General features: G+C 71.9%; 20 protein-coding genes. 11 read left to right on the plus strand and 9 right to left on the minus strand.

What is annotated here, in order from left to right:
• Nucleotides 1-44: 44 nt before the first annotated feature.
• On the minus strand, nt 45-1,766 hold the full coding sequence (locus QNO14_RS01395; RefSeq protein ID WP_257506898.1) for an FAD-dependent oxidoreductase: 1,722 nt from the start codon (nt 1,764-1,766) through the stop codon (nt 45-47).
• Nucleotides 1,767-1,948: 182 nt separating this feature from the next.
• Here QNO14_RS01395 and QNO14_RS01400 point away from each other — a divergent pair, with 182 nt between their 5' ends.
• Genes QNO14_RS01400 through QNO14_RS01415 form a run of 4 tightly spaced genes read left to right on the plus strand, consistent with a single transcriptional unit; the run spans nt 1,949 to nt 6,243 of the window.
• On the plus strand, nt 1,949-2,593 hold the full coding sequence (locus QNO14_RS01400) for a P-loop NTPase family protein (RefSeq protein WP_257495712.1): 645 nt from the start codon (nt 1,949-1,951) through the stop codon (nt 2,591-2,593).
• Nucleotides 2,590-4,437 (plus strand): YhgE/Pip family protein, encoded by a 1,848-nt coding sequence (locus tag QNO14_RS01405; protein WP_257495713.1) that lies wholly within the window; start codon nt 2,590-2,592, stop codon nt 4,435-4,437. The genes QNO14_RS01400 and QNO14_RS01405 overlap by 4 nt, the downstream gene beginning before the upstream one ends.
• 59 nt (nt 4,438-4,496) lie before the next feature.
• Nucleotides 4,497-5,663 (plus strand): thiolase family protein, encoded by a 1,167-nt coding sequence (locus tag QNO14_RS01410; protein WP_257495714.1) that lies wholly within the window; start codon nt 4,497-4,499, stop codon nt 5,661-5,663.
• A gap of 37 nt (nt 5,664-5,700) precedes the next feature.
• Nucleotides 5,701-6,243 (plus strand): YaeQ family protein, encoded by a 543-nt coding sequence (locus tag QNO14_RS01415; RefSeq protein WP_257495715.1) that lies wholly within the window; start codon nt 5,701-5,703, stop codon nt 6,241-6,243.
• Between the two features lies 1 nt (nt 6,244).
• Here the strand turns inward: QNO14_RS01415 and QNO14_RS01420 are convergent, their stop codons facing one another.
• Complete coding sequence (locus QNO14_RS01420) at nt 6,245-8,680, minus strand: LuxR family transcriptional regulator (RefSeq protein ID WP_257506897.1); 2,436 nt, start codon at nt 8,678-8,680, stop codon at nt 6,245-6,247.
• A gap of 197 nt (nt 8,681-8,877) precedes the next feature.
• Nucleotides 8,878-9,525 (minus strand): TetR/AcrR family transcriptional regulator, encoded by a 648-nt coding sequence (locus QNO14_RS01425; RefSeq protein ID WP_257506896.1) that lies wholly within the window; start codon nt 9,523-9,525, stop codon nt 8,878-8,880.
• Between the two features lie 73 nt (nt 9,526-9,598).
• Between QNO14_RS01425 and QNO14_RS01430 the strand changes: the two genes are divergently transcribed.
• Complete coding sequence (locus QNO14_RS01430; protein WP_257495718.1) at nt 9,599-10,300, plus strand: DUF899 domain-containing protein; 702 nt, start codon at nt 9,599-9,601, stop codon at nt 10,298-10,300.
• Between the two features lies 1 nt (nt 10,301).
• Here QNO14_RS01430 and QNO14_RS01435 read toward each other — a convergent pair whose 3' ends face one another.
• A complete protein-coding gene (locus tag QNO14_RS01435; protein WP_257495719.1) occupies nt 10,302-11,774 on the minus strand; it encodes an alanine/glycine:cation symporter family protein in 1,473 nt (490 codons plus the stop codon).
• Between the two features lie 61 nt (nt 11,775-11,835).
• Nucleotides 11,836-14,313, minus strand: a complete 2,478-nt coding sequence (locus tag QNO14_RS01440; protein ID WP_257506895.1) for an MMPL family transporter — start codon at nt 14,311-14,313, stop codon at nt 11,836-11,838.
• Between the two features lie 130 nt (nt 14,314-14,443).
• On the opposite strand from QNO14_RS01440, the gene QNO14_RS01445 reads away from it, so the two are divergent.
• From QNO14_RS01445 to QNO14_RS01460, 4 genes are all read left to right on the plus strand, one after another.
• Nucleotides 14,444-14,953 carry a MarR family winged helix-turn-helix transcriptional regulator gene (locus QNO14_RS01445; RefSeq protein ID WP_257495721.1) on the plus strand — a complete coding sequence of 170 codons (510 nt, stop codon included), beginning with the start codon at nt 14,444-14,446 and terminating at the stop codon, nt 14,951-14,953.
• Between the two features lie 85 nt (nt 14,954-15,038).
• On the plus strand, nt 15,039-15,278 hold the full coding sequence (locus tag QNO14_RS01450) for a hypothetical protein (RefSeq protein WP_257495722.1): 240 nt from the start codon (nt 15,039-15,041) through the stop codon (nt 15,276-15,278).
• Between the two features lie 68 nt (nt 15,279-15,346).
• Nucleotides 15,347-15,676 (plus strand): DUF7882 family protein, encoded by a 330-nt coding sequence (locus QNO14_RS01455; RefSeq protein WP_257495723.1) that lies wholly within the window; start codon nt 15,347-15,349, stop codon nt 15,674-15,676.
• Between the two features lie 4 nt (nt 15,677-15,680).
• Nucleotides 15,681-15,998 carry a DUF7882 family protein gene (locus tag QNO14_RS01460; RefSeq protein WP_257495724.1) on the plus strand — a complete coding sequence of 106 codons (318 nt, stop codon included), beginning with the start codon at nt 15,681-15,683 and terminating at the stop codon, nt 15,996-15,998.
• 4 nt (nt 15,999-16,002) lie between these two features.
• Here QNO14_RS01460 and QNO14_RS01465 read toward each other — a convergent pair whose 3' ends face one another.
• On the minus strand, nt 16,003-16,341 hold the full coding sequence (locus QNO14_RS01465; RefSeq protein ID WP_257495725.1) for a DUF7882 family protein: 339 nt from the start codon (nt 16,339-16,341) through the stop codon (nt 16,003-16,005).
• A gap of 110 nt (nt 16,342-16,451) precedes the next feature.
• On the opposite strand from QNO14_RS01465, the gene QNO14_RS01470 reads away from it, so the two are divergent.
• Nucleotides 16,452-16,589 carry a hypothetical protein gene (locus QNO14_RS01470; RefSeq protein WP_257495726.1) on the plus strand — a complete coding sequence of 46 codons (138 nt, stop codon included), beginning with the start codon at nt 16,452-16,454 and terminating at the stop codon, nt 16,587-16,589.
• Here QNO14_RS01470 and coaBC read toward each other — a convergent pair.
• Nucleotides 16,586-17,818, minus strand: coding sequence for a bifunctional phosphopantothenoylcysteine decarboxylase/phosphopantothenate--cysteine ligase CoaBC (coaBC, locus tag QNO14_RS01475; protein WP_257506894.1), 1,233 nt, complete (start codon nt 17,816-17,818; stop codon nt 16,586-16,588). The genes QNO14_RS01470 and coaBC overlap by 4 nt on opposite strands.
• A 53-nt stretch (nt 17,819-17,871) precedes the next feature.
• On the opposite strand from coaBC, the gene QNO14_RS01480 reads away from it, so the two are divergent.
• Nucleotides 17,872-18,591, plus strand: coding sequence for an NRDE family protein (locus QNO14_RS01480; RefSeq protein WP_257495728.1), 720 nt, complete (start codon nt 17,872-17,874; stop codon nt 18,589-18,591).
• Here QNO14_RS01480 and QNO14_RS01485 read toward each other — a convergent pair.
• Both QNO14_RS01485 and QNO14_RS01490 read right to left on the minus strand, forming a co-directional pair.
• Nucleotides 18,588-19,757 (minus strand): ROK family transcriptional regulator, encoded by a 1,170-nt coding sequence (locus QNO14_RS01485; RefSeq protein WP_257506893.1) that lies wholly within the window; start codon nt 19,755-19,757, stop codon nt 18,588-18,590. The genes QNO14_RS01480 and QNO14_RS01485 overlap by 4 nt on opposite strands.
• 104 nt (nt 19,758-19,861) lie before the next feature.
• Nucleotides 19,862-24,106 carry an endo-1,4-beta-xylanase gene (locus tag QNO14_RS01490; protein WP_257506892.1) on the minus strand — a complete coding sequence of 1,415 codons (4,245 nt, stop codon included), beginning with the start codon at nt 24,104-24,106 and terminating at the stop codon, nt 19,862-19,864.
• Between the last annotated feature and the right edge of the window lie 62 nt (nt 24,107-24,168).

The following is a 24,168-nucleotide window of genomic DNA, read 5'->3' on the forward strand; positions in this document are numbered from 1 at the left end:
CAGCGGGTGGGCGGGCCAGGTGCGCACTATCGGCCTCGCGAGGGTCAGGCCGGCTGCAGCGCGGTGACGGCGGCGCCGGCCTTCCAGGTGAGGTATCCACCGTCGAGGTTCCGCGCCCGACGGCCGAGCTGCGCGAGGATACGGGCGGCGGTGTGGCCGCGCTGACCGACCTGGCAGTGCACGATCAGCTCGCCTTCCGGCAGGGTCGACGCGCCTTCGCGCAGCGCGTCGACCGGGATGTTGATGCTGCCCGGGATCGCGCCCGCAGCGAACTCCTGCGGCGAGCGCACGTCGACGAGCGTCGCGCCGCCGGCGACCGCCGCGGCCAGCTCATGCCACTGCACGGTGTCGCTGACACCGGCCGCGAGGTTCTCGGCGATGTAGCCGACCATGTTCACGGGATCCTTCGCCGAGGCGTACTGCGGCGCGTAGGCGAGCTCGAGGTGCGCCAGCTCCGCCGCCGGCAGCCCCGCGTGCATCGCCGTCGCGATGACGTCGATGCGCTTGTCCACGCCCTTCCCGCCGACGATCTGCGCCCCGAGGATGAGCCCGGACAGCGGGTCGACCATCACCTTCATCGCCATGCGCTCGGCCCCCGGGTAGTAACCGGCGTGGTCGGTGGGGTGGGTGTGGATCACCCGGTGCGCGCGGCCTGCCGCGACCAGGCGCTGCTCGCTCCAGCCCACCATCGCCACCGTCACGTCGAACAGCCCGATGATCGCGGTACCGAGAGCGGGCGCCGCAGGCCGGGGAGCGGTGTCGAGCCGCCCGTTCTCCCAGGCGATGACATCAGCCGCGGAGCGCCCGTGCCGGTTGGCCAGCCCCGCCATCGTGACCAGCGTCGCCGCGCCCGAGACGGCATCCGTCTTCTCGGCCGCGTCGCCGACGGCGAAGATCCGCGGATCCTCGGTGCGCTGGTGCCCGTCGACCACGACGCCGCCGGCGGTGCCGATCGCCAGCCCCGCCGTGCGGGCCAGGTCCGTGGCCGGGGCGACCCCGCGCGCGTCCACGACGAGGTCCGCCGCGACGACCGTGCCATCGGAGAGGTGGGCGCCGGCGGCATCCAGGGTGTCGACCGTCGTTGCGGTGCGCACATCGACGCCATGGGAGGCGAGCGCCTCGATGACGGCCGCAGCCATCTCGGGGTCCAGCGGCATGAAGGGGCGGGCGCCGTGCTGCACAAGGATGACGTCCAGGCCCCGGCGCACGAGGTTCTCCGTCGCCTCCAGGCCGATGAAACCGGCGCCCATGACGACGGCGCGGCCGCAGCGGTCGCCGATCTCGGCCAGGACCGCCGTGATCCGGTCGACGTCGTCGACGGTGCGGAGGGTCGCCACCACAGGGGCGCCGGCGCTCGCCGTGGCGCGCTCGCGCGGGGCGGCCCCGGTCGCGAGGATCAGGTGGTCGTAGGGCTCGACGACCGTGGCCCCGGTCACGGCGTCGCGAGCCGTGACCGTGCGCGCTGCGCGGTCGATGCCGAGGACTTCGTGCTCGACCCGCACGTCCAGCGCGAACCGGGCGCGCAGCGAGGCGGGCGTCTGCAGCAGCAGGGCATCGCGCTCGGTGATCACCCCTCCCACGTAGTACGGCAGCCCGCAGTTCGCGAAGCTCACATGCCGGCCGCGCTCGAACACGACGATCTGCGCCGTCTCGTCCAGGCGGCGCAGGCGCGTGGCCGCTGACATGCCGGCGGCAACGCCCCCGACGATCACGATCCGCGGACCGGTCGTCGGGGCGTGCGGGGTGCGGTCTGTGGGTGCAGTCATCGGGTGCTCACTTCCTCGGGAGTTATACCCCCAGGGGTATTCTCGCTCGCGCGCCGCGCGAGAGCAAATCGGTGTGGGGCTGGCCTGCGGGGTCTGGACGGGGCGGGGCTCGCGATGCAGACTCGGGTTCCGGCGGCGCGCTTGGTCGCGGCGGTGGGACCCCAGCATCGGGAGGGTACGCCATGAAGATCGAGCTTCGCGGAGTCAGCAAAGGGCACGAGGGCGAAGTCCTGCCGCAGACCGACGTCACGTTCCAGACGGGGCAGGCGGTTTTCGCCCGCGCCGAGACCGAGCAGCGCCCGACCGTGCTGGGAATGCTCGCCTCCGGCCGGATGAAGCCCGACGAGGGCACGATCGACATCGACGGCATGGCCGACGCCGCCGACCTGCGCCGACGCGTCGCGCTGGTGGATGCCCCGGAAATCTCCGAACCTGCCCCCCGCGTCACGGTCGGCGCCGTCACGGCGGAAGAGCTGATGTTCGCGGGCCGCGCGTCCGGCCGCAGGGCCGTGCACCGCTGGCTCAGCCAGCAGCACCTGGACCACCTGCTGCGCCGCCCCATCGCCACCGTGACACCCCGCGCCCGGATGCACCTGCTCATCGAGCTGGCCGTGCTGCGGCCGGACGTCGAGGGGCTCGTCGTCGTCGCGCCCGACCGGCATGGCGGGGACCCCCGCATCTGGTGGGATCAGGCTCTCTCCCTCGCCGATCGCGGGTTCGCGATGCTCATGATCGCCGGGTACTCCTCGGCGAAGGTGATCGGGGCGATCACCGACGACACCGACCGCGAGAGCGGCGATGCGCAGTCCCAAGGCGGCCGCTCATGAGGGCCGCGCCGATCCGGGTGCCTCACCTGAAGGTGCCGCAGATGATCCTCGCCGAGCTGCGGCGCCTGGTGTCGACGAAGCTGTCGGCCCTCGCGCTGTTCGCCCTCATCATCGTTCCGATCCTCTACGGCGGGCTGTACCTCTGGGCCAACCAGGACCCGTACGCGAAGCTCCCCGACATCCCGGTCGCCCTCGTCGTGGCCGACGAGGGCGTCCCCGCCGACGGCGACACCCCGGCGCGCAACATCGGCGACGAGGTCGCCGATGAGCTCATCAAGGGGCGCGATTTCGACTGGCATCGTGTCTCGGCCGCCCAGGCGAAGGAGGGACTGGAGCGGGACGAATTCGACTTCGCCATCACCCTCCCCGCCGACTTCACCGCCGCCATCGAGTCGGTGTCCGGCGACGACCCCCGTCAGGCCGACATCCTGCTGGAGACCTACGACGCCAACAGCTACCTGGCCAGCAGCATCGCGACCCAGGCTGTGGATCGCGTCCGCACGAGCGTCGCCGAGCAGGTCGGGCGTGAAGCGGCCACCACGCTGCTGAATTCCATCTCGACCATCCGCGGCAAGATCGTCGAGGCGGGCCAGGGCGCCGACGAACTCGTCACGGGCGCCGCCGAACTCGCGGATGGCACCGTGCGCCTCGTCGAAGGGGCCGCGAGCGCCGTCGAGGGGACCGTGCAGCTGCAGAACGGCGCCGCCGCGCTCGCCGACGGCGCGGCCCGCGTCGCCGCCGGCGATGACGAACTGGCCGCCGCCGCGAACCGGGTCGGAGCGGTGGTCAACCAGCTGACCGCCGACCTGCCGCAGGCGCGGGCCGACATCGCCACCGACCTGCTCGCGCTCGGGCTCGACCAGGCGACCGTCGACGCGGTGCTGACACGGCTCGACGTCGTCGGCGCGACGATCCGCGCGGGCGACCAGCGCGTGCAGGAGGTCGTCGGCCAGATCGACCAGCTCGCCAGCGGCAGCACCGAGGTGGCCAACGGCGCGGTGACGCTGCGTGACGGCCTGGGGACCCTCGGCTCCGGGCTGCAGGAGCTGTCGACGGGCACCGGCACCCTCCGCGACGGCGCCGCCACGCTCTCCTCGGGCACCGTGGAGCTGCGCGACGCGCTGGTCAGCGGCGCCCAGGAGATCCCCGACAGCAGCGAGGACGTCCGAAGCGCGCAGGCGCGCACGATCGCCGACCCCATCGCGATCGACACCACCGCCGCGGCGGAGGCGGCGAACTACGGCGCGGGCCTCGCGCCCTTCTTCGGAGCGCTCGCCGGCTGGATCGGCATCTACGCGCTGTTCCTCATCGTGCGGCCCATCTCCCGCCGTGCGGTGACGGCCCTCCATTCCCCGGTGCGCATCACCCTGGCGGGGTGGCTGACCCCTGGCCTGCTGGGCGTGCTGCAGATGTGCCTGCTCTTCCTGGTGCTCGTCTACGCCCTCGGCTTTCCCATGGTCTATCCGCTGGGCACCCTCGGCATCATGCTGCTGGCGACCCTCACCTACACCGCGATCATCCTTGCGCTCAATGTCTGGTGGGGGGAGGTGGGCCAGTTCATCGGGCTCGTGCTGATGGTGCTGCAGCTGGTCAGCGCCGGCGGCACCTTCCCGTGGCAGACCCTCCCCGGCCCCCTGGCCGCGCTGCATCAGGTGCTGCCGATGAGCTTCGTCGTCGACGGCATGCGCCAGTTCATGTACGGCGGCGACCTCGGCCGCACCGTGCTGGATGCCGCCGTGCTCTTGACCTGGCTGCTTGCGGCATTCGCCATCGCCGCCATCGGCGTGACGCGGCAGACGCATTTCCGGGCCCTGCGCGACCTGGAGCCGAGCATCCTGGGCTGAGCTAGCGTTGCAGACGAGCGCCGCCACGATGGCCGGCGCGGGTGCGAAGGAGGACCGCAATGGCGACCGCCGTGATCGTGGACGTGGTGCGCACACCGTCGGGGCGCGGGAAGCCCGGTGGTGCGCTGAGCGGGGTTCACCCCGTCGACCTCGCCGCCGGTGTGCTCGCGGCGCTGCTCGAGCGCAACGGGCTGGAGTCCCGGCAGATCGACGATGTGCTGCTGGGCTGCGTCAGCCAGGTCGGCGAGCAGTCGGGCAACGTCGCGCGCCAGGCCGTGCTGGCGGCGGGCTTCGACGAGACCGTGCCGGCATCCACCGTCGACCGCCAGTGCGGGTCGAGCCAGCAGGCTGCCCACTTCGCGGCGCAGGGGGTCATCGCCGGCGCGTACGACATCGTCATCGCCGGCGGGGTCGAGTCCATGAGCCGCGTGCCGCTGGGCGCCGCGGCGGCGGGCGGGTCCCCCTTCTCTCCCCGCCTGCACGCGCGCTACCCCGAGGGCCTGGTGAACCAGGGGGTGTCGGCGGAACTCATCGCCGCGAAGTGGAGCCTCAGCCGCGACGAGCTCGACCGGTTCGCCGCGGCATCCCACGAGCGCGCCGCGCGCGCCGCGGTCGAAGGCCGGTTCGCGTCGCAGCTGCTCCCGATCGGAGACCTCGCCGCCGACGAGACCGTGCGTGCGGGCACCACCGTCGAGGCGCTGGCGGGCCTGTCGCCTGCGTTCCGCACCGAGGCCTACGCGGCGCGCTTCCCCGACGTGGAGTGGAAGATCACCCCGGGAAACTCCTCGCCCCTCACCGACGGCGCCTCGGCCGCCCTCATCATGAGCGAGCAGAAGGCGGCGGCCCTCGGCCTCACCCCCCGCGCGCGGTTCCACTCCTTCGCCGTCGTGGGTGACGACCCGCTCATGATGTTGACGGGCCCCATCCCGGCGACCGCCCGCATCCTCGAGCGCAGCGGCCTCGGCATCGACGACCTCGACGTGTACGAGGTCAACGAGGCGTTCGCATCGGTCCCGCTCGCCTGGGCGGCCGAGACGGGGGCGGACCCGGCGAGGCTCAACCCGTGGGGCGGCGCCATCGCCCTCGGGCACGCGCTGGGGTCCTCCGGCACGCGGCTGCTCGGCACGATGCTCGCCCACCTCGAGGCGACCGGTGGTCGCTACGGGCTGCAGACGATGTGCGAGGGCGGGGGCATGGCCAACGCCACCATCATCGAGCGGCTCTGACAGCAGCGGTGCCCTGCGCCGCGTAGGCTCGATCCCTATGGCCATCGGCGCAGTGATCCACACCTTCACGGTGCAGTTGGCCGACGTCGACCGCGGCGTCTACGACGAGCTGATGCTGCGGGTCGCCCGCCATCCGTCCGAGACCGACGCCTTCATGGTCACGCGGCTGCTGGCGTACTGCCTCGAGTATGAGGAGGGCATCGCGTTCAGTGAGGGCATCTCGGCCACCGACGAGCCCGCCGTGCTCGTGCGCGACCTGACCGGACGCATCACGGCCTGGATCGAGGTGGGATCTCCGGATGCCGCGCGCCTGCACTATGGCAGCAAACTGGCCGATCGCACCGCGGTGTACACCCACCGCGATCCCGAGAAGCTGCTGGCGCTGTGGGCGGGCAAGCCCATCCACCGGCCCGAGTCGATCGATCTGCACAGCTTCGACCCCGGGTTCGTCGACGCGGCCGCCGCCCTGATCGCACGGCGCAACACCGCCACGCTGTCGGTCACCGAGGGACAGGTCTACCTCGACCTGAACGGAGTGTCGCTGACCTCGCAGATCCACCGGCGCGCCCTCGCCGCATAGTTCAGGGTGTGAACGCCGCCCCGCCCCCGGGGGTCGTCTTGTGATAGAGGCGGTTGATATGCCCCTCGACGGTGCGCTTGGACAGCTGCAGGCTCTGGGCGATCTCGGCGTTGCTCAGTCCCCGGGACATGAGTTCGGCGACCTGACTCTCGCGGCGGGTCAGTGACGCGACGGGCGGTTGCAGCTCGGCGGCCGATCCCCGCATATACCCCGCAGCCGCGGACATGAGCCGGGTCGCCTCGCCGTGCGCGGCGGATCCCGGCGCGCCCTGGTCGCGAGCGAGCGAGCCGGCGGCGTGGGCGAGGGCGAACTGGCCGGCCGCGGCGGCGTCGCGGCCGATGCGCAGCGCCTCGCGTGCCGAGGGGGCGAGCACGGTGCGTGCGAGGCTCTGCATCAGCAGCGGTACGGCGCCGGTGATCGGCAGGTCGGCCGCGAACGCGCACAGCTGCGCGTTCCGACGCAGGACGCCGGCCATCGCGCCGCGCGCCGCGGCTCCGACGAGGCCCTCCGCGACCAGCCCACGGCAGACCGCGAGTGCGGCGGCGCTGTCGCCCAGCGTCGTCAGCGTCCCGGCGACCGCCGCCCGGATGTCGGGCCCGACGGCGGCGTTCGTCGCCCCGGGCAGCGCTTCGAGGCGCGCCAGGTGCGTGCGGGCTTCCGCGTCACGCCCCTGGTACGCCAGCGCCAGCGCACACAGGGACAGGGCGCGGGCCAGATAGTCCTCGGGCCCATCGCGCTCGATCGTGTTGCGGGCGTCTTCAGCGGCCGCCAGCGCCGCTGAGACGTCGCCGACCTCCAGGGCGAGCTCGGCGTCGGCGAGGCAGCGCATGCCGTGGTCGATGCGGATGCGGTCGTCGCCGTCGACGGCGGCGAAACGGGGGAGTTCGCGCGCGAGGGCGGTGACCCCCTCGCAGTGCAGCACGACCACGAAGCGCGCGGAGAGGTGCTCCTCGGTGGCCCACTCGCCGACAGGGGCGCTCTCGGCCCGGCGATCCAGTCGACCGATCATGACGACCGCCTCGTCGCCGCGGCCCAGGGCGTCCAGCGCCACCGCCTGCAGCGCGTCGATGCGCCGCACCAGCACACCGGGGGGATCGTGCGGCAGCGCCAGACGTCGGGCGACCGCCTCGCGGAAGCGGCCGGCGTACGACAGGTGCAGAACCGCGAGAGCGGCGAGCAGACAACGCTGCGCCTCGTCACCCGCTCGCGCGGCGATCTCCTCCGCCTCCGACAGCAGCGCGAGGGCACGGTCGGGGGAGCGGTCCTGGTAATGGGCGAGGTCGGCGCGCGCCGCCGCGATCTCTCCCGCCAGGGCGGTGTCGACGCTTTCCGCCGACGCTGCGGTGCCGGTCACGAGAGCGGATGCCTCGGACAGGACCGCGTCCGCCTCGCCGAGGCGCTCCAGCATGCGCAGGCACTGCCCCTGGGTCAGCAGCAGCGCCGCGCGGAGCCTCGGAGGCAGGTCCGCGTCACGCTGCAGCGCGGCGCTGACGACCTTCGCGCCGGTCGCGTAGTCGTGCACCGAGTACGCGAGGCGGGCGGCTCTGACCGCGGCCTCGGTCGCCACCGGCTGCCCGTGGGAGAGCGACCACCAGGTGAGGGTGGGCAGCCGGCCCGCGGCATCCGCCAGAGCCGCCATCGCCTGCAGCTCGTCGCCGAGCCGCGGGGTGACGCACCGCGTGCGCAGCACATCGGCCACCAGCGGCGGATGCACGCTCAGCGGTCCGTCGCCGTCGGCGTCCCGTCGCACGCGCATCAGGCCGCGATCGAGCAGGCGCTGCGACGCGGCGGCGCCGTGCAGGCCGATCATGTCGCTCAGTGTCAGCCGCGGCTCGATCGCGAGCGCCGTCAGCACCGCCTGATCGTCGGGCTCCGCCCACCGGTCGGGGTTCGCGACCACGGCTTCGAGCGCCTGCCTCACCGGCACGGTCAGGTGCGCGTGACCGTGGGTGACGGCCACCCAGCCGCGGCGGTGGAACTCGTCGTAGGCGATCTTCGTGGCGGTGAGGTTTCCGTGCCCGCTGCGCCAGAGTGCCTCGACGAGACGGGCCGACGGCGGGCTGTCGATCGCCCGCCGCACGACGTCGGCCGTCTCGGCGCGCGTGAGCGCCGCCACCGTGACCGTGCGGGTGCGCGCGGCGACGGCGCGCTGGATGTCGGGGTGCACGGGGGCTCCCACGCGGGCCGACGCGATCAGGATGGCGTCGGGCGGGGTGGCGAGAGGCCTGTCGGCGTCGGTGCGATCGAGGTCGTCCCTGCGCACGACGTGGTGGCCCGCGATGCGCAGCCGCGTGGCGACGTCCGAGGCGAAACGCGTCGCACCATCACCGGGTGCGCTCAGCACCAGCAGCCCGCGTCGGTGCCGGCTGCACTCGGCGGCCTGCGCGAGCACCTCCGCCTCGCGCAGCGGAGTGCGCACACGTCGCCAAGCCGTCATCGGCATCCCTTCCGAGGTGAGCACCATTGCTCTGCGCACAAAACCAGGTGCGCCGCACCCGATTGTGGCAGATGCCGGGCGGGCAGGATGAAGGCACATCAGAACGACGAGGCAGTGTCGCCTCGTCTGATGCCTGGGGGGGCTGCGACCACCCTGCCGTGATCGTGGGGAGTCCGGCAGGGTGGAAAGCGCCGCGCTCAGCCCGCCGGGACCAGCAGTCCGTCGATGACGGTGTCGACCGCCCGCTCCGCCGCTGTCCACAGCGCGTCGCGTGAGAGGGCGCGCAGCGGGCCGTGCAGGGCGAGAAGGGCGAACCCGTGAACCGTCGACCAGCAGGGCCATTCGGCGCCCGGACGACTCCGGGCAGGCAGCGCACCCTCGGTGACGAGGTCGTCCAGCGCACCGACCAGCATCGCCAGCGGCGCCGGAAGCGCGGCGGGGTCGACCGCGTCGGGGAGTGCTCTCGCGCTGCCGAAGGCGAGTGCGAACCAGCCCGGCTCCGCCAGGGCGAAGCCGATGTACCCCAGGCCGACGGCGCGGAGGCGCCCCCGAGCCGACCCCGCGCGTCCCGCGGAATGCTCGTCGGGTGAGGCCGTCTCACGCATGCGCTCGGCGACCTGCTGCTGCACCCGCTGGGCGAGGGCGGCCACCAGGGCGTCGCGGTCGGCGAAGTGGCGGTATACCGCCGTCGGCACGACGCCTGCTCGGCGCGCGACCTCCCGGACGGTCACGGCATCGGGGCCGCCTCCCCGCGTTAGTTCGAGGCCCGCGTCGAGCAGCGCGTTGCGCAGGTCGCCGTGGTGGTACGCCGCTCGCGCGGTATCGGGGGACGATGCCACTGGCATCCCTTGACGCTCCTTGCTCGATGTGTACGCTGTCAACATAACATGTGCACACCGTACACTTTGGGGAGGGGACATGAGCAGTGAAGCGATGACCCAGCGACCGGGCCTGCCGCCGGTCGCCGACAGCGAGGCATGGGAGCGGCAGCTGGCGGCGCTGCGGGTGCGGGAGAAGGCGGCCACGCGCGAGCTCGACGCCATCGCGGCGCAGCGGCGTCGGCTGCCGATGGTCGAGATGCCGGACTACACCCTCGTCGGCGCCGAGGGACCCGTGCGCCTGGTGGATGTGTTCGGGGGGCGCAGCCAGCTGATCACCTACCACCACATGTGGCGCGACGGTGCGGCGTGGCAGTGCGGCGGCTGCACCGGTCACACGTCGCAGTACACGCGGCTGGGCTTTCTCGAGCCGTACGACGCCCGGTTCGTGATCGTCACGCAGGGGGAGATCGGCGAGGCGCTGGCGTATCGCGAGACGGTCGGCAACCGCATGGACTGGTACTCCACGGCGGGAAGCGACTTCGGCGCCGATGTCGGCGCGCCTGCCGGCGGCGGGTTCGCGGTGAACGTGTTCCTCCGCGACGGCGACACGGTCTACCGCACGTGGCACACCGACGGACGGGGGACGGAGCAGCTCAGTCACATCTTCCCCCTGATCGACATCCTGCCCTGGGGGCGCCAGGAGGAGTGGCAGGATTCTCCTCCGGGATGGCCGCAGTCGCCGACCTACTCCGGATGGCTGGATTCGCCCGACATCGCGCGCCGGTACGGCCCCGGCTGAATCAGCGGTGCGGGTGCCTGTCGCCCGTGACCACGGGGATCACCCCGGTGACGGTGTGCTCGTCCTCCCAGCACGAGATGCCGGTGACGCCAGGAAGGCGATCGCGCGTGAAGACCGGGTCCCGGCCCGCGCGGCGCTGCTGGGTGTAGTCGCGCAGCAGCCGGAACGCGAGCCCCGACAGCAGGGCGATCGCCACGAGGTTCACCAGCGCCATGATGCCCATGATGCCGTCGGCGGTGTTCCAGATGAGGTCGGCCGAGGCGATGGATCCGAGGAACACCACGAGCACCACCAGTGCGCGGTACGTCTGCAGGAAGCGCCGCTTCGGTGAGATGAACTCGATGTTCGACTCGCCGTAGTAGTAGTTCCCGAGGATCGAGCTGAACGCCAGCAGGAAGATGATGATGCTGAGGATCGCGTTCGACCAGGGGCCGAGGGTCCCCACGATGGCATCCTGGGTCAGCCCGATGCCCCGCTCGGCGCCTTCGAGGTCGGGCGTCGAGACGAGGATGATGAAAGCCGTGATGGAGCACACCAGCAGCGTGTCGAAGTAGACGCCCAGCGTCTGCACCAGGCCCTGCTTGACAGGGTGCGTCACGGCCGCGGTCGCGCTGGCGTTCGGCACCGAGCCGAGTCCGGCCTCGTTGGAGAACATCCCGCGCTTGACGCCGTTCATGATGATGACGCCGAGCGTCGCGCCGACCACCTCGTTGAAGCCGAACGCCTGGGCGTAGATCGACACGAAGACCTCGGGGAGCCGTTCGATGTTGAAGGCGACCACGACCAGACCCAGCAGCAGGTAGGCCAGCGCCATCGCGGGCACCACGGCCTGGGTGACGTGGGCGATGCGGCGGAGACCTCCGAACACCACGAGGCCGGTGAGGGCCGCCAGTGCCGCGCCGACCACCCACGGCACCCACGAGACGTCGCCGCCGAAGCTCGACGACACGGTCGCGCTGATGGTGTTGGCCTGCAGCGAGCTGAAGGCGAACGGGAAGCAGACGATGAGGATCACGGCGAAGACGATCCCCATCCACCGCGCCTTGAGCCCGTACTGCATGTAGTACGCGGGGCCGCCACGGAAGCCGTCGGCGTCGCGCACCTTGAACAGCTGGCCGAGGGTGGACTCGACGAAGCTCGACGCGCCGCCGATGAACGCCATCGTCCACATCCAGAACACCGCACCGGGACCGCCGATGGCGATGGCGGTGCCGACGCCGGCGATGTTGCCGACACCCACGCGGGATGCCGCGGAGAGAGTGAACGCCTGGAACGCCGACACCGACTGCGGGGTGCCGTCCTCGGAGCGGGGCGTGCGATCCCCGAGGGTGCGGAACATCTCCGGGATGAGGCGCAGCTGCACGACCCCGGAGCGCACGGTGAAGTACACCCCGAGCACCGCGAGGATGGGGAGCACCGCCCAGGTCCAGAGGGAATCGCCGGCGGCGAGGACGGCATCGTTCACGGCATCCATCCCGACAGTATCGTTCGGGTGGCGTGCCGTTTCGACCGGTGGCGCCGCGGCGCCCGAGACGCTACCGCTGCGCCGGCTCGGGCGCCGCGACGCCGTGGACGGGGTGCTCGCGCTCGAGCGCCGCGCCCTCCACATCGACGTCGGGCATGATGCGGTCGAGCCACTTCGGCAGCCACCAGGCGGCGTTCCCGCACAGGTGCATGAGTGCGGGGACGAGCATCATGCGCACGACGAAGGCGTCGAACAGCACGCCGATCGCGAGGCCGAAGCCGAGGGGGCGCACCATGCCGAGGTGGCTGAAGACGAAGCCGCCGAACACGGCGATCATGATGATGGCCGCCGCGGTGACCACCGCCCTGCCGCCGCGCACCCCGGCCACGACGGCGGCGCGTGCCGGCAGTCCGTGCACGTAGGCCTCGCGCATGCCGGACACCAGGAAGAGCTGGTAGTCCATGGCGAGCCCGAACAGCACGCCCATGATGATGATCGGCGCGAAGCTCAGCACGGGGCCAGGGTCGTGCACGCCGAAGAGGTCCGCCAGCCAGCCCCACTGGTAGATCGCGGTGACCGCGCCCAGCGCCGCGAACAGCGACAGGACGTACCCCGCCGTGGCGATGAGCGGCACCAGCAGCGAGCGGAAGACGAGGATCATGATGAGGAGGGACAGGCCAACGACGACGGCGAGGTAGACCGGCAGCGCGTCGGCGAGCTTCTGCGAGACGTCGATGTTGCCCGAGGCCTGGCCCGCAACGCCGAGGGTGACCCCGCCGTCCACGGGCGACATGTCGCGCAGCTCGTGCACGAGCTCTTCTGTGCTCTCGCTGTTGGGGCCTTCGGCGGGGATGACCTGGAACGCGAACACCCGCCCGTCGTCCGAGACGGCGACCGGGGCCACCGCCACCACGTCGTCCTGGTCGGCGAGGATCGTTCCGAGCTTCACCTGCGTCGCGACCTCATCAGCCTCCGCGACCGGTTCCGGGGTCTCGGCCACGACGAGGAGGGGGCCGTTCTGTCCCGCGCCGAACTCCTCCGCCACCGTCGTGTACGCGCGGTACTGCGGGGTGTCGGTGGCCTCGCTGGAGCCGTCGGGCAGTCCCAGGCGCATCGACAGCGCCGGGATCGCCACGATGAGGAGCGCGATGACGGCGAGCGCCGCGGCCCCGACCGCGCGGGAGGTGCGCATGGGCGTGATCTCGGGGCTGGTGTGGTCGGGGTGCCCCACGGTCGCACGCGCCTTGCGGGTCAGCACCCGCATGCCGATGAGACCGAGGAGCGCGGGGGTCAGGGTGACCGAGACGAGCACCGCGATGAGCACGCACACTGCGCCGACGATGCCCATGACGCCGAGGAACGGGATGCCGGTGACCAGCAGCGCCGCCAGCGCCACGATCACGGTCGACCCGGCGAACACCACGGCGTTGCCCGCGGTGCCGTTGGCCAGCCCCACCGACTCCGGAACGGACATGCCCGCCAGCATCTGCCGGCGATGCCGGTTCATGATGAACAGCGAATAGTCGATGCCCACGGCGAGGCCGAGCATGACACCCAGGATGGGCGTGACCGATGCCATCTCGACCACGTCCGAGAAGGCGAGGGAACCGGCGACGCCGACGCCCACGCCCACGACGGAGCTGATGAGCGGCGTGACGGCCGGGAGCAGAGCCCGCATCATGATGAGGAGCACGAGGCCCGCGATGGCGACGCCCACGATCTCGCCGACCCCGATGAGCCCTTCGGTCGTCGCGGCGATCGTCGAGGAGTAGTCCACCTCGACGCCGGGGATGTCGGCGCCGTCGAGCAGGTCGGCGACCTCACCCTTCGTCGACTCGGGCAGGTCGAACATCGTCTGGTCGAACTGGATCGCCGCGAGCGCGGTCGCGCCGTCGGCGGAGACGACTCGGATCTCATCGGCGAGGCTCATGAGGGCCGCGCCCTCGTCGAGCTGCTGCGTCTGCTCCGCGATCTGGGTGCGGCCCGCCTCGATCTCTGCGGCGGCGGCGTCCAGCTGCGCCTGCTGCTGGTCGAACTGCGCGGCGGCCATGTCGTAGAAGCCCGCCGCCTGGGCCTGCGCGATGGCGGCATCCAGCTGCTGCTGACCGGCCGTCAGCTGCGCCTGGGCGGCGTCGAGCGCGGCCATGCCGTCCTGCAGCTGGTCGCGGCCGGTCTCGAGCTGCTCGGCCTGCGTCGCGCGCTCCGCCTCGACCTCGAAGGGGTCGGTGACGGCGGCGACGCCCTCGATGTCGGCGACCTCCTGCAGCAGCGCCGACACCTCTCGCTGCTGCTCGCCGGTCAGTTCCGCGCCGTCGATGGCGGTGAACACCGCCGTCGCGCTCGCGCCGGTCAGGTCGGGGAAGGTGTCGGAGAGCTGGTCGTTGACGCGTTCGGTCTCGGTGCCGGGAATGCCGAAGCTGGATGCCAGCGAGCCGCCGAAGGCGAGGAAGGCCCCGCCGGCGAGGCCGAGGACGACAAGCCAGCCCACGATGACGGTCCAGGCGCGTCGAGCGCTGAAGCGACCCAGCCGGAAGAGGAGATTGGCCACGGAGGGAGCCTTTCGACAGAGGACAGGAGGCGCGGCAGCGGGCCGGACTCCAATCTAGGCGCTGGGGAGGAGGCCACGGCCGCGGGGGCCGTCGATTCCCCGCCGGGAACCCGTGCAATAAGATTCCGACGTGCCCAACCCCGATGCCGCGACGGCTCACTACTGGTACCGCGACGGCGACGACGACCGTCAGCGTCGTGCCGTGGAGGTGCTGCAGGCCTTCCGCGTCTACCGAGCCGCCGAACTGGCGATGCGCCGGCGCACTCGCGAGGCCATGTCGATGGGCGAGAACGAGCTGCTCGTGCTGCGCTACCTGCTGAAGGCCCAGGCCGAGGACCGCCGCGTCTCCCCGTCTGAACTGGCGCGCTACCTCGCGGTGTCCACCGCGTCGACGACGGCGATCATCGACCGTCTCGAGAAGTCCGGTCACATCGTGCGTCGTCCTCACCCGACGGACCGCCGCAGCATCCACGTCATCGCCACCGAGAAATCCGACCAGGAAGTGCGCGAAACGCTCGGCACGATGCACGCGCGCATGATGGATGCCGTGCGCGACATGACGCCCGACGAGAGTCGCACCGTCATCGAGTGCCTCGCTCGGCTGCAGGACGCCGTGGACCAGGTGGAACCGCAGGAATAGGCCGATTCCGACTAGTAACTCGGCAGCGGAGTTACCCGTCGAATTGATATTCGACTGCTCCGGCCCGGCGTGAAACCATGGGCTGGTGAACGAGGCTGGATCCGCTCCCACCGACGGCGCCCTGCTGCAGGTCGACGGTATCGCCGTGGTGTCGTTCGCCGCCGCCGCCTCTCGCCTGGCTGCCGAGTTCCCGGGGGTCGCCACGGCCCGCATCGAGGCGCTGCTCGTGCGGGAATGGGACGCGTTCTGCGCGGGCAGGCCGCTCGTCATCCCCACCGCGGTGGAGGACGGCGCGCGTGAGATGCTCGGCGACGTCCCTGCCTGATACGCTCGCCATTTCGCTAGACAACCTAGTAATCTGGCGTTCAAGCAAAACGGGGGACGAGGCACACCATGGGTGACCTGTATTACGGCATGAACGCGGCACGCGTGGAGATTCCCGACCGTCTTCTCGCTCACCTGAAAGTCGTCATCGCGACGAAGCTGAGGCGTGGTGAGAGCTTCACCCTGTCGTGGCAGCACGCCCCCGAGGAACGCGGCGGACGCAGCACGATCTGGCTGGAGCCCTCGATTCCGCTCCGCTTCGTCTTCGATTCCGACGACCCCGAGGTACTCAACCCCGACGTCATCCGCGATCTCGCCACGGCGGCGAACTCGTCCGGCGGGCTGTCCGTCGCCCTGGACGACACGGTCCCGGAGCCGGTGATCGGGCCGGTACGCTGACCGCATGGGGCGATTCATCTACGACACGGTCAGCAACTCGGTGGAGGTTGAGGACCGCACCCTCGCGCACCTGCGGATCGTGTTCATGAACAAGCTGCGCCGTGGCGAGCCGTTCATGTTCGACGTCGACGCAGGAACCGGCAGCGACCGCCGCAGCTTCTGGATCCACCCCGCGGTGCCCTTGCAGTTCCTCTTCCACGGCAGCCGCTCCCCGCGCATCAACCGCGCGTGGGTGGAGGCCCTCATGCAGGCAGCCAGCGGCCCCAGCGGTCTCAGTGTGGTGCCCGAGCCGCGCGAGGATTCGCTGGTCGAAGAGGGCTGACGGCTCAGCGCTGCGGCGTCGCCCCGGGCGCGGCCGGACTCGTGTCGAGTTGCTCCGGAACGAGCATGATTCCGCCGGACGAGTTCGCGGAGTTGGCCAGTTCCTCCACCCAGGCGCGGCTCAGGACCGCGGGCTCCGGATCGTCGAAGACGAAGCGCAACGGGATCGACGGGTGCACCCAGATGGTGCTGCGGCCGGGCGGCTCGTCGGCGGCGTGGCGCCACGACACGGTGAAGCTCTCGCCACGTCGCAGCTTGGTCGCGATGACCACCTTCAGGTGCGCCAGCGCGCGGTCATCGATGCGGATCGGCGTCATCTCGCCGCCGTAGAACATGGTGCCCACGGCGCCAGAGTACCCAACGCGGATGCGTCAGGCACGTGCCGCTGTTTGTCAAGACCGCACGCGGTGATCCTGTCGCGGGGCATGGTGGAGTGACCGAGGAGGTGTCCCCCATGCGCGATCCCGCAGACGAGCCGAGCCCGGCCGAGACGCAGGCCAGCGCTGAAGCGCTGTTCGCCGACCTTCCCGAGTTCGACGTGGTCGACGGCGAATTGCTTCCGCGGGTGCGCCGCCGCCCGCGGGACCGCTAACCGGGTTGCGAACCGGGGTCTCGGCGCAGGGCCACCACCGCATCCCACACCGCGTCCGCCGTCATGCGCTTGGTCCCCGCGGCCTCACCGACGATGTCGCCGTTCTCGCCGACGATCACCACGGCGTTGGAAGTCGCCTCGAAACCCTGCTCCCAGCCCACTTCGTTGAGTACCAGGAGGTCGGCGCCCTTGCGCTCCCGTTTGCGGCGCGCACGTTCGAGCCGCTCGGCGGCGTCGGACCCGGTCTCGGCGGCGAACGCCACCACGGTCTGCCCCTCGCGGCGGCGTGCCGCAAGGCCGGCGACGACGTCGGGGTTCTCGACCAGCCGCAGCGTCAGCGTGCCGTCGCCGTCTTCCTTCGTGAGCTTGGCGGTCGCGACCTGGGACGGACGGTAATCGGCCACCGCCGCCGCCATCACCAGCACATCGGCGCCTTCGGACTCGTCGTCCATGGCGTGCTGCAGCTCGCGCGCCGTACCGACCGCGCGGATGCGGATGCGAGGGTCGGCGGATGCCGGCGACAGCGCGTCGCCGTCGACGTGCGCGGTCACCAGAGTCACGTCGGCGCCGCGCGCCACGGCCGCCAACGCCAGTTCGACGCCCTGCCGCCCGCTCGAGCGGTTACCGAGGAAGCGCACGGGGTCCAGCGGCTCGCGCGTGCCCCCGGCACTGACGACGACCCGCAGCCCGGCGAGGTCGGCATGCGCCTGCAGCACGGCCATTGCGGACGCGAAGATCTCGTCCGGCTCACTCATGCGTCCCTCGCCCGCGTCCGTTCCCGTCAGCGCGCCCGAACCGGGGCCCACGACATGCACCCCGCGCTCCCGGAGCACCGCGATGCTGTGCCGCGTCGCGGGGTGCTGCCACATCTCGGTGTGCATTGCCGGGGCGACCACGACCGGCGCCCGGGTGACGAGCAGGGTGGTGCCCAGCAGATCATCGGCGAGGCCCGCCGCCATCTTCGCGAGCGTGTGGGCCGTGGCGGGTGCGATGATGATCAGGTCGGCGCGCTGACCGAGCGCGACGTGGCGCACCTGAGCCACGTTGTCGTGCAGCGAGGTCGTCACGGGGTTGCGGCTGAGGGCCTCCCACGTGGGACGGCCGACGAAGCGCAGCGCGGCGTCGGTGGGGAGCACATGGACGTCGTGACCGTCCAGGACCAGGAGACGCACGAGATGCACCGACTTGTAGGCGGCGATGCCACCGGTCACTCCGACCACGACGAACACGGCTCGATTGTTGCACGTGCGCGGCACGCGGGGCGGCGAAGGGAGACACACGGATGTGCACGGTGATCGTCGCGGTACCCGAGACGTCAGACGAACCGGTGCGGCTGATCGCCGTGCGCGATGAGGATCCGGCGAGGGCATGGGACCGCCCCGGACCGTGGTGGCCGGCATCGCACCCGGGCGCGATCGGGGTGAGGGATCGCCGCGCCGGCGGCGCATGGCTCGCGGCCGATCCGCAGCGCCGACGGCTGGCCGTCGTGCTCAATCGCGAGGACCGGTCAGACCGCACCGACGACGAGGTGACGACCCGCGGCACCCTGGTGCTCGAGTCGATCGGGGGACACCCACCCGAAGCGGTGCCGACCACGCGCGGGTTCAACCTCGTCGAGGTCGACCCCGAGGGAGTGCGCGTCGTGTCGTGGGACGGCCTGGTGCGACGCGAGCAGCCGCTTGCGCCCGGCATCCACATGGTCGCCCACGATGACGTCGACGACCGCACGACCGCCCGCGTCGACGCCTGGCTCGATCACTTCCGTGCGGCCGGGCCGCCGACGGGCGGGTTCGACGGGTGGCTCGCGGTGCTCGACGAGTCGGCGGCCCTCGCGCCGCAGGACGACCGCGCCATCATCCGCGACAACCGCCCGTTCGGGTACGCCACGCTCTCGCTGCTGCTGTGCACGGCGACCGTCGGAACCGACGGCGTGGAGGTGCGCTACGGGGCGTTCGACCGTCCGGGGGTCTGGCGGCGCGAGGCGCTCGAGGGGCGGGGTTAGGCGAGCGTCGTGGGGTCGCGCAGCAGGCCGTCGAACGCCGCCTCCGCCGCCCCGACGAGCAGGCGGTCCTCGGCCAGCAGGGCGGGGCGGATCTCCAGATCCTCCGCGCACGCCGGCATCGCCTGCGCACGCACTGCCTGCAGCAGCCCGTCGAGATCCGGTCCCGCGAGGGTGGCGAGGAAGCCGCCGAGCACGACCACCGACGGGTTCAGCACGTTGACCGCGTTCGCCAGCGCCGTCGAAAGGATGCGGCGCTGACGCGCCACCTCCTCGGTCACCGACGGCGAGGTGCTGGTGTGGAGCACCGCCGCGAGTGTCGGCTCATCGGCCGAGGCGAGGCCCGCCACCGCGAGCAGCCGCGCACGGCTGACCTCGTCTTCGAGCACGCCCGCGCCGGCGCGGCGATCGGTGACGGTGGCGATGCCGGGGCGGTTCTGCCCGAACTCACCGGCGTAGCCGCCCGCGCCGCCCACGGCCATCCCCTGCACGATCAGACCGCCGCCGATGCCGCTCGCGCCGCCGTTGAGGTAGACGAGGTCGTCCACCCCGCGGCCGGCGCCGAAGAGGTGCTCGGCGATGACGCCCAGCGAGGCGTCATTGCCGACGGCGGTGGGGAGCCCCGTGGCCTGGGACACCAGGTCTCGCACGGGCGCGTCGGTCCACCCGAGGTGCGGTGCGGTGCGCACGAGTCCGTCGAGGGTGCGGACGAGACCGGGCACGGCGAGCCCGACGGCGACGGTCCGGGCGGATGCCAGGGTGTCACCACGCCAGCGGGCGATGCGCTCGGCGAGCAGGTCCGCGATCTCTTCCGGAGTCGCGAGGTGGTCGAGGTCGATGCGCTCCCGCAGGCGGACGCTCCGGTCCAGGCCGATGGCGGCGATCTCGAGCGCGTCGACTTCGGGGTTCGCGGCGATCGCCACGATGTCGGCGGATGCCGCCACGACGGGTGAGGGCCGGCCCACCCGTCCGGCGGCGGCGGGTGCCTGCTCGACCACGAGCTCGCGGCGGGCGAGTTCGGACACGAGGTCGGCGATGGTGGAGCGGTTGAGTCCGGTCGCCTCGGTGAGGGTCGCACGGGAGAGCGGGCCGCCCTGATGCACGAGGCGCAGGAGGCGGGACAGGTTGCGCTGCCGCACGCCGTCGCCGGGTGTGTGGGAGTCGGTCACGGCACCACCCTAGGTGACGGCGCCACGCGCGCCGGCTTTTGTTGCGGCGTACCCGAAAACGACGCGGGGCCCCCGAGGAAGCTCCTCGAGGGCCCGCGTCGGGTTCAGGCCCGGGCGGGGCCGCGACGGGGCCGGCGGATCGCGACGAGTCCGGCAAGGACGAGGCCCAAGGCCACCGCGAGGGCGATGCCCCACGGCACCTCGGCGCCCGTGTCACCCAGGCGCGGCGCCACCACCAGCACCGACGTCGAGAGGGGCTGAAGTCCCGCCGACTCGATCACCAGGGTGTGCTCGCCGAGCGCCAGGTTCCGCGGGATCGCCACCGAGAACGACGTCCGTCCCGCGGCATCCGCTGCCGGAATGCCGGTGATCACGATCGGGTCGCTGAACAGCGTCGCCGAGATCCGCTGGCCCGGGGTCAGGCCCGAGACCGTCACCGGCAGGGTTCCGCCCTGGGTGACCGACGTCGGGACGTCGATGGTCGCCCAGTCCGTGCCCGTGCCGGGGTCGGTGCCGGGGTCGGTGCCGGGCTCGCCGGGGTCGGTGCCGGGGTCGATCGGGTCGGTCGGAGCCGCGACCAGCTCGGCGACGCCCCAGCGGGCGGTGTTCTGGTACCCCGTGCCGGTCGGCTCGGCCCACGTGTGCACGGCGTACCGGGAACCGGCGCGGCCGTCGTTGACCTGGAAGTCGATGCCGTGGAACGTGCCGAGCCCGCCGAGCGGCACATCGCTCTGCCCGCCCGACTGCCCGACGAGGTTGATGGCGACCTCGACGATGTAGCCGGTCTCGGTGTCGGCTGTGGCGCTGGCGGTCACCCGTGCGAGCTGGCCGGCGGCGTTGCCGGAGCCGAACGACAGCTGGTTGTCCGCGGTGATGCGGATCTGCGTGTCGTTGGGCCCGTACGTGCCGTTCTTGTTGTTGCCGAGGTCGAGGAACAGCTCCACGCCGTCGCGGTTCCACGGGTCGCTGTTGGTGGCGTCCCGTGCCGGGTCGGTCACCTCGAAGAGGGCGTAGAGCGTGTTGCCGTTCCAGAGGGTGCGCACCTCGGCGGTCGCGCCGTCGGGGCTGCCCTCCACGGTCGTCGCCGTCGTCGCCGCCGCCGCGCGCTGCCACACGTCGTCGATCTGCGCGTTCACCACCGGGGCGGGCAGTTCGGGAACCTGCAGGGTCGCGAGCGGGCCGAAGAACGTCAGCTGGCCGGTGGAGCCGGGGGAGTTCCACCCGCCCGCGACGCCGCCGTCGGCGACGACGCGCACGTCGAACGCCGCGGTCGAGTTGACCGTCACCCCGCTGTGCGGAAGATGCACAACGGTGTAGTGGATGCCGTCGACCTCGACCGTGCGTCCGGCCGGGCCCGACGCGGCACCCGGCGTGTAGGCCGACTCCTCACCGCGGTAGGTGAACTCCACCCGCTCGGGTGCGACCGTGCTGCGCACGAGGACCGTCAGGTGGTCGTCGCTCCATCGGGTCTGGAATCCACCGGCGTCGCCGGTGAGAGGGTTCTCGGGGAGGTTCCGCCACTCGGCCGCGTCTTCGAAGCCGTCGGCGAGCGGCACGTCACCGGCGAAGACGTTCGCGTTGGTGATGAGCCCGGGCAGGCCTTCGTCGTCGCCGATCGCGCCGTAGTAGGCGGGCTTGGCCTGCAGCTGCGCGTCGAACAGCAGCGGCATCTGCTCGGAGCGCCACGAGCGGTCATCGGTCAGACCCCAGACCGTCACCGCGAAGAGCTTCTCGTCGGCGGGTGCGGCGGCGTGATAGTCGCGGAACAGCCCGAACGCGTCGCGGTAGAAGTGCCCCTGCCGCACGAGGTTGGCCTCGGTCGCCGGGTTCACGGTGACGTCGAGCTCGGTGACCTCCTGCAGGAGCCCCATCCCCGAGAAGCGCGCGAGAGCGGCCTCCATGGACGCGACCGTGGTGTTCAGCGAGACGTGGAACTGGTGCCCGACGCCGTCCAGGGGCGTGCCGGCATCCACCATGCGCCGCACCAGCGCCTCGTACTGGGCGCCCTTGCGGTCCTGCTCGGTGTTGTAGTCGTTGATGAAGAGCTTCACCGGGCGGTCGGTGCCGGGGGCGGCGTAGGTCTCGTTGAACGCCTCGTCGGCGAGCTCGAACGCGAGGTGGATGTACTCCTCGCCCAGCACGTCGTGCCAGCGGCTCGTGCGCAGGCCGTCCGGAGTCTCCTGGTCGGCCACGACCTCGTTGACGACGTCCCACGCGACGAGCGGGTTCGTCGCCGAACCGAACAGGCCGTAGTCATCGGCGATCGAGCGCGCGATTGCGTCGATGTGCGTGGCCAGCCGCTCGCGCAGCACCTGCTTGTCGGCCTCGGACGAGGTGAGATCGCGCCCGTCCTGCTGGAAGAACCAGTCCGGGGTCTGCGAGTGCCAGAGCAGCACGTGACCGTACAGGCGCAGGTCGTTCGCGACGGCGAAGTCCAGCAGCGCCGTGGCCTGCGGGTGACGCCCGACGTTCTGCTCGTCGTCGTACCAGGCCTCGACCTTCATGTGGTTCTCGCCGGTGATCTGCGAGAAGTGGTGGGTCAGCAGGGTGGCGGCGTCGCCGGTGGTCTCGCGGGAGTCGATCGCGACGCCGACGGGGAAGTCGACGGTGTCCTTCAGAGGCGTGAGCGACGTGTCGACGGCGCTCGGCTGCGGGGCGGTCACCGTGATCTCGTCCACGAGGAAGCTCGAGGTGTTGCCGCTGTTGTAGCGGGCCTCGACGTACAGCTCGGCGGCGGTGTCGTATGCCGGCACGGTGAACTGGCCGGCGACGGTGGTCCACCCGGTCGCGGTCACCGTTTCGGCCTGGATCAGGTTGGTGTACGTCGTGTCGGCGCCGTTGACGGTGCGCATCGACACCGACAGGCCCTGGCCGGGGTCGCCGCCAGGGGCGAAGCGCATCTGCGCCTCGAAGGCGTAGGTGGCGCCGGCCTGCAGCACGTCCGTCACATCGATCTGCATGCCGTCGCCCTCGTGGGTGCGGTCCGAGACCTGGGCGGCGTATGCGGTGTCTGCCGCGCCGCCCGCGACGACGGCGACCGTCGGCGCGGAGGCGCCGGAGCCGGCGCGAGGCGTCCATCCGGAGAGGTCCTCGTCCTCGAAGTCGGCCGCGATCAGGGTGCCGGCCGGGGGCGCGGCGGGGGCGGCGGCGGGAAGGGCGAAGGTCCAGCCCGCCGCGAGGCGCTCGTCGACGACGGTGGTGACGGCCTGCAGCGACGGTTCGCGGTTCCCGCCGCCGTCGTGCACGAGCACGAGCTCGCCCGGCTTCATCGCCGCGCGCAGGTTCTCGGTGAGGACGGCCGCGTTGGTCTCCGACCAGTCGTTGATCGTGTTGACGACGCCGAGGGGCTGCATGCCGAGCGCGACGGCGACGCCCGGGGTCGCGCCCCAGCTGCCGTTGGGGGCACGGAAGTAGGGCACGGGCGCTGCCGGGTCGCCCAGCACAGCGCGGATGATGCGCAGGTTCTCCTCGAGGTCGGTGCGGATGGCGGCAGCGCTCCAGCTGCCCATGTCGGCATAGCTCGTGGTGTGGTTGCACAGGGTGTGGCCCTCGGCGACCATGCGGCGCACGAGCTCGGCGCCGCCGGGCTGCTGGATGTTCTGACCGATGACGCAGAAGACCGCGGGGAGGTCGTTGTCGCGCAGGTAGTCCAGGAGTGCCGCGGTCGTCGCGCCGTTGGGGCCGTCGTCGAAGGTCAGCGCCGAGACGTTGCCGGTGCCTTCGGCGCGCGTGACGGGGGTCGTGGTCGGGTTCACCGCACCGCCCGGCGCCACCGCGGAGCCGTCGTCGGGCGCGGCCGCGGTAACCACGACGTCGTCGACGAGGAACTGCACGTCCGCCGAGGCGGACTCGATGTACAGCGCCGCCGGGGGGTTCCCCTCCGTCGGGGTGTACGTGCCGGTCAGCTCGACCCACTCGGCGTCGGTCGCGGTGACGCGGCCGCCCACCCAGGGGTATTCGTTCCAGTCGGGTGCCTGCGTCACGTTCGGCTGCTGCACGCCCAGGTTGAGGTCGGCGGCCGGCTGCCCGTCGACGAGCTTGACCCACGCCGAGACGGTGTAGGCGACGGTGCCCGCCGTGAAGACGCTCGCGGCGGGCGCCTGCGGCCCGTGCCAGCCCTCGGTGCGCCCGGTGACGCTGAGCGCCTGGGCGCCGCTGCGGGCATCGTCGCTCACGGCGAGCATGGCGCTGCCGCGGCCCGTCCAGGGCGCGACGGCTCCGGACTCGAAGTCACTGGCGAACACCACCGTCGGTGCGGCCGTGGCGGAAGCGGCGGGGAGGAGCGGGGTGAACACCAGGGCGGCCGCCACGGCTGCACCGATAGTGGACCGAAGAGGACGTCGCGACACGGGGCGCTCCTTTGCGCATCGATTTGTGGTGCGGCCGAACATATCCGCATCCCGTGACGGCG

Origin of the sequence: Microbacterium sp. zg-Y625 (assembly GCF_030246925.1) — a bacterium.
Classification (GTDB): Bacteria; Actinomycetota; Actinomycetes; order Actinomycetales; family Microbacteriaceae; genus Microbacterium; species Microbacterium jiangjiandongii.